Source organism: Promicromonospora sp. NPDC057488, assembly GCF_042802395.1.
Taxonomy (GTDB): domain Bacteria; phylum Actinomycetota; class Actinomycetes; order Actinomycetales; family Cellulomonadaceae; genus Promicromonospora.
The window spans coordinates 1-5,265 of record NZ_JBHVEG010000278.1; the positions used below are offsets into that span (position 1 = coordinate 1).

At 74.3% G+C, this 5,265-nt stretch carries 4 protein-coding genes; all 4 read right to left on the reverse strand.

The window, feature by feature from the left end:
- Positions 1–63: 63 nt before the first annotated feature.
- The 4 genes from ACFU5G_RS28970 to ACFU5G_RS28985 all read right to left on the reverse strand — a co-directional run bounded on the left by ACFU5G_RS28970 (position 64) and on the right by ACFU5G_RS28985 (position 5,080).
- Positions 64–849 carry a hypothetical protein gene (locus ACFU5G_RS28970; protein WP_377252430.1) on the reverse strand — a complete coding sequence of 262 codons (786 nt, stop codon included), beginning with the start codon at positions 847–849 and terminating at the stop codon, positions 64–66.
- Between the two features lie 4 nt (positions 850–853).
- Entirely contained in the window at positions 854–1,885 is a 1,032-nt protein-coding gene (locus ACFU5G_RS28975; RefSeq protein WP_377252432.1) for a hypothetical protein, read from the reverse strand.
- Positions 1,882–3,111, reverse strand: coding sequence for an MFS transporter (locus ACFU5G_RS28980; RefSeq protein ID WP_377252436.1), 1,230 nt, complete (start codon positions 3,109–3,111; stop codon positions 1,882–1,884). Before ACFU5G_RS28980 ends, ACFU5G_RS28975 begins: the two co-directional genes overlap by 4 nt.
- Before the next feature lie 310 nt (positions 3,112–3,421).
- Positions 3,422–5,080 (reverse strand): Coagulation factor 5/8 type domain-containing protein, encoded by a 1,659-nt coding sequence (locus tag ACFU5G_RS28985; protein WP_377252434.1) that lies wholly within the window; start codon positions 5,078–5,080, stop codon positions 3,422–3,424.
- Positions 5,081–5,265: the final 185 nt, after the last annotated feature.

Consider the following 5,265-nt stretch of genomic DNA (forward strand, 5'->3'; position numbering starts at 1 on the left):
GCCGGGCGGCGCCCCCTCCTTCTTCGGCGCTGTGGTCTGTTCGTCGGCGCTGTGCCTGCCGCGTCAGCGCTCCCGCAGCGTGGCGAACACCGTGACCGTGCAGGACTTGCCGTCCTTGGTGGCGGTGAGCAGGACGCTCTCGCCCTTGCGGGCGAGCTCGACCTCCGTGCGGCCGGGCCGGGCGGTCGTGTCCTGCTCGGTGAACCCGCCCGTCGTGAACCAGGACCGGTAGTCGAGCAGCACGTCGGTGCAGCCGGCGGCGACCTTCGCGTCGAGGGTCACCTGGAAGCGGCCGTCCGCCCCCGTCACGGAGCTGGAGGCCACGTCGGCGCCCGATGGGACCAGTACGACGTCCTCGGGGAAGCCGGCCACGAGGCCGGAGGCGCTGCCCGTGCGGGGCGCCGCGGCGAGCCGGCCGGCGGCCGGGATCGCGGTGTCGCCCAGGCCGTCGCCGGTGCCGTCACCCGACTCGGGCGGCACCACCTCGCTGCCGTCGCCGCCGCTCTGCCCGCCGCTGCCCCCGTCGGGCATGGGCGCCGTGCCCCCGGATCTCGTGGGCGCGGTGCTGGGCGCGGTGCTCGGGCTCGGCGCCGCGCCCGGGTCGCCGTCCTTCGGCTTGCCGGACGCCTTGCCCGACGGCGAGGCCGAGGCCGCGCCGGGGCTCGCCGACGCCGCGGCGTCGTCCGGGCCCTCGCTCGCCTCGGGCGCGCTCGTGCAGGCCGTCAGCGTCAGTGCCGCGGCCAGCAGCGGCGCGGCGACCAGCAGCGGTGCCGTGGTGCGCCGCCGTGCCGTGCGCCGGCCGGGCGCGGGCGGCGTCGGGCCGTCCTGGTTCCTGTGGTTGCGGTACATCGCGTCATCCCCTGACCACGCTCGGGGACCAGGCCTGCGGGATGGCGACCACCGGATCGGTCGCGCCGTCCGCGGGCAGGGCCCAGACGTCGGTGGTGCCCGGCTCGTCGGCGCGGGGCAACCCGTAGAGGAGGGTGGCGTCGTCGAGCCAGGTGATCTGGTCGTCGACGTTCCGGTCCTCGGTGTCGAGCACGGTGATCGCCATCGTGTCGAGGTCGAGCACCGCCGGGGTCCAGTGCGGCGTGGCCGTACCGGGCTCGCGGGCGTCGTGCTTGAAGGCCAGCCGGGTCCCGTCCGGCGACAGGGAGGGGCACTCCACGCCGTCGAGCAGCGTCACCAGCGTGCGGTCGGTGAGGTCGCCCCGCACGAGCCAGGTGCGGCCCAGCGACTGCGACTGGACCGTGGCGTAGAAGGTCCGCCCGTCCGCGAAGGTCACGCCCCACACGTTCCGGTCCACGGGGGCGATCCGCTCGCCGTCGACCACCAGCGTGAAGTCCTCGAGGTTGCCGGACACGTCCGACCCGTCGGCGCGGTGCACCGTGGTCTCGGTGGAGAAGCCCGTGGTCGCGTAGGAGTGGCCCGAGACGAACGCGGTGGTGGCCACCAGGCCGTCCGGCGAGAGCCGGGTGCGGCTCGGGATGCCCGGCAGGGGCCAGCTCGCGGTGGTCTGCCAGGTGCCGTCGAGCACCTCGGCCTGGTAGGTGGTGACGACGCCGCGGCGGGTGTGCAGGCAGACGGTCGTCTCGCCGTCGGAGTCCACCCGGTCGCAGACGACGGGCGTCACCTCGCGGGGGCCCGACAGGTCGTCCAGGGCGACGGCGGACACCCGGCCGTACAGGTCGCCGGGCGCGGTGCCGCGGAACAGCACGTGCGGGCCGGCCAGCACGTCCTCGGCCACCTCGACCGCGCTCGGGGCGGCCTGCTCGGCCCGGGCGCGCAGCACCTCGGTGGTGACGAACCAGCCGGTGCCGGCCAGGACCGCGACGGTGAGCACGGCGAACGCCGTCCGGCGGCGGTGGGTGGGCGGCGCGCTCATGCCGCCGACCTCCGCAGCAGGAAGGCGCAGACCGGGACGGCGATCACGAGGGCCGCCGTGGCGATCCACAGCGCGTCCACCCGGCCGGCGGCGTACCAGAGCACGCCGAACCCGGCCGAGGCCGCCATCCGCGCGACGGCGGTGACCGTCTGCGCGGTGCCGATCGCGGTGCCCCGTACGTCGGCGGGCACGAGCGCACTGGTCAGCGCGGAGAGCACGCCGTCGGTCGCGGCGTAGAAGGCGCCGAGCAGGACCAGGGCGACCACCGTCGTCGTCGCGCCCGCGAACGGGGCGGCCGCGCAGGCGTACGCGGCCGCGAGCAGCACGTGCCCCCAGACAAGCACGCGCGCCCGGCCGAACCGGTCGGCGAACCGGCCCACGGGCGCGGCGAGCAGCATGTAGACGGCGTTGGTGCCCACGTACAGCAGCGGGAACCACTGGGTCGCGAACCCGTCGCGGTCCTGCAGCGCGAGGTAGACGAACCCGTCGCCGACCGTCAGCAGGCCCAGCAGCCCGGCGACGACGAGGATCCGCACCGTGGCGCCCCGGCGCAGGAAGCCCCACGAGAACGGCCGCCCGGTGAGCTGCAGGCCCCCGGGCGCCTCGCACGTGCAGCCCTTGCACTTGGGCAGCCCGCGGTCCTGGCGGGTGCGGTGGGTGCGGAGCCAGGCCGCCTGCCGGGGCCGCAGGTCCGGGACCAGGAACACGAGGGCGCCCACGCCGAGCACGGCGGCGCCGAGCGAGATCACGAAGACGGTCGTGTAGCCGTCCGGGATGGCCCAGAGCACGAGGAACGCGAGCAGCGGGCCCAGGGCGGCCCCCGCGGTGTCCAGCGCCCGGTGCACGCCGAAGGACCGCCCGAGGTTCCGCGGGTTGGCGGACGCCGCGATCAGGGCGTCACGCGGCGCCGTCCGCACGCCCTTGCCGACCCGGTCCGTCACGACGAGGCTCGCGATCGCCGGGAGGCCGGCGGCGAACAGCAGGCCCACCCGGGTCAGGGCGGAGAGCCCGTAGCCGACGGCGGCGACCCACTTGGGCCGGTCGGTCCGGTCCGAGGCCCAGCCGCCCGCCACCCGGACCAGGGCTCCCGCGCCCTGCACCAGCCCGTCGACGACGCCGTACGCGACCACCGACAGGCCGAGCGCCGCGGTGACGTACAGCGGCAGGATCGCGGTGACGGCCTCGGAGGAGACGTCCGTCAGGAAGCTCACGACCCCGAGCGTCACGACGGTGGACGAGACCCGTCCCGCGCGGCGGCGGGCGGCGTCGGACCGGCCGCCTGACCGCGTGCCCGAACCGCCGGCTGATCGCGTGCTGGGTCGGTCGGCGGACGGAGATCCGGCCTGCGTGCCGGTCTCTCCCGGGGCGGCGCGGAGGAGCCCTGACATGTCGCTCAGGCTACGGCGGAGGTCCGGGGTGACGACTTGTCGAACAGGGGTGAACTGCTTTGTTCACCCGGGTGAGGCGCGGTGCCACCTAGCTGTGTCAGACACACAGATCACCCGGGGGACCTGTGTGTCTGACACGTGCGGCGGGTCAGTGCGCCTCCGCGCCGGCCCAGGTGGTCAGGTAGCTCTCGGGGCCGCGCGCCAGGTCGTCGACGAGGTCCTGGCCGCCCACGAGTCGCAGGTCCTCCACGTAGTCGGGCACCAGCCCGTAGTGCGCCACGCCGTCGACGTTGACGTCCCAGGTGCGCTCGCCGGTGGTCTGCCGGTCGAGCAGCGTCCCGCCGTCGAACGACCGGAACGGGTAGACGACGGGGTTCGCCGCGGCGTCCGCGCGGGGCGGCGGCGTGCCACCGAACCCGTTCATGTCGAAGCCGAACCCGATCCCCGCGCCGTACCGGTCCCTGACGGGCGCGGTGCGCTCGTACTCCGCGACGAGCTCCTCGGTGGCGTGGCCGTAGATCGTGGCGAACCCGCCCAGCGCGTAGAGCCGGTCCAGGTAGCTCTCGTCCATCCAGGAGTGCGTCGACAGCACGCCGGGGTAGTCCTCGTCCTCCAGGAGGTCGAGGGTCTGGCCGGCCGCCTTCGCGCTCATGTGGTCGACCTCGACCATCATGTTGCGCTCGACCAGGCCGCGGACGGCGTAGGCGCCCAGCCCCGTCAGGCCGCGGGTGTTGCAGACCGTGCCCGGCGGGTAGAGGGGCAGGACGGGCGGCAGGTCGTCCTCCAGCTCGGGCGGCAGCTCGCCGTTGCCCGGGTTGTTGTCGTGCGGCTGGTCCGCGGGGCAGGAGCGCGCGTCCCACCAGGTGCCCGTGGACAGGAACTGGCCGGCGTTGATGACGGTGCCCAGGGTGCCCTGGTCGAACCGCACGCCGCACAGTGCGTTGTCGAACTTGTGGCACAGGTACATCGAGCGCACGCCGAGGTCGTAGAGCTCGTCGAGCCCGGCGTCGATGTCCCCCCGCGAGCAGCCCGGGATGCGCAGGGTCTGCTTGCAGCCGAACGGCTCCGACGTCTCCACGCCGAGCACGACGGCGAGCTTGCCCTCCTCGATCACCTGCCGTGCCTGCGCGCTGCTGGTCACCACCCGGAACCAGCCGCGGCCCGGTCCGCCGTACTGCTCGTCGACGTAGTCCTGGAGGTCGTACGTGTCCTGCGCCTGGCGGCGGATCGCCGTCATCTCGCCGCAGCTCTGGTAGGTGCCCGGGTTGATCGAGCACAGCAGGCCGTTGGTGACCAGGTCGTTGACGAGCACGCGCTGCCCGCCGCGCCACGCCCGCTCCACCCAGCGGTAGTACATCTGCTGGTGCGTCAGGGAGTCGTGGGCGGGCCAGTCCGCGAAGGTGGGCCAGCCGGCCGTGTCGTGCGTGCCGATGGGGGAGCCGTCCCGGGTCAGGTTCTCCAGCAGTGCGCCGAGGCCGTGCGGCTCGTGCGACGGGCAGTCCCGCAGCGCCGTCTCGATCCCCTGCTCCGAGAACACCTTGCCGCAGACGGCGGCGCCGCCCATGCCGTCCTGCATGAACAGGTGGCTGTGCGCGTCGATCAGGCCGTACACCGTCCCGTCGGGCCGGGTGCCGGTGAACGGCGTCCCGGTCGCGTTCACGTCGGACTCCGGCGTGGGGAGCGTGGGTTCGGGCAGGGCCTGGGTCGCGCCGTCCGCGGCCGACGCCGGTACCACCAGTGCCGTGCCGCCCAGGCCCAGGGCCAGCAGCGCGGTCACGAGGACCGCCGTTCGTCTGATGCGTCGCACGAGACCTCCCGGAGGGCCAGGGCGAGGCCGCGGCTCCGCCGTCAGGACGGCGCCGTCGCCGTACTGAGGGTGAAACAGTAACAGGCAAGTCGCTTACGGGGTAGATATCCGTCAGGTCGGTCGGGTCGGCACTTTCCTGACCGTTCGGCAGTTTGCATCGAGGTCGGCACAGCCCTGTGCCGACC

Excerpts from the sequence above, each read along its gene's own strand:
- ACFU5G_RS28970 (WP_377252430.1), bottom strand. The coding sequence starts at position 849 with ATGTACCGCAACCACAGGAACCAGGACGGCCCGACGCCGCCCGCGCCC.
- ACFU5G_RS28975 (WP_377252432.1), bottom strand. The coding sequence starts at position 1,885 with ATGAGCGCGCCGCCCACCCACCGCCGCCGGACGGCGTTCGCCGTGCTC.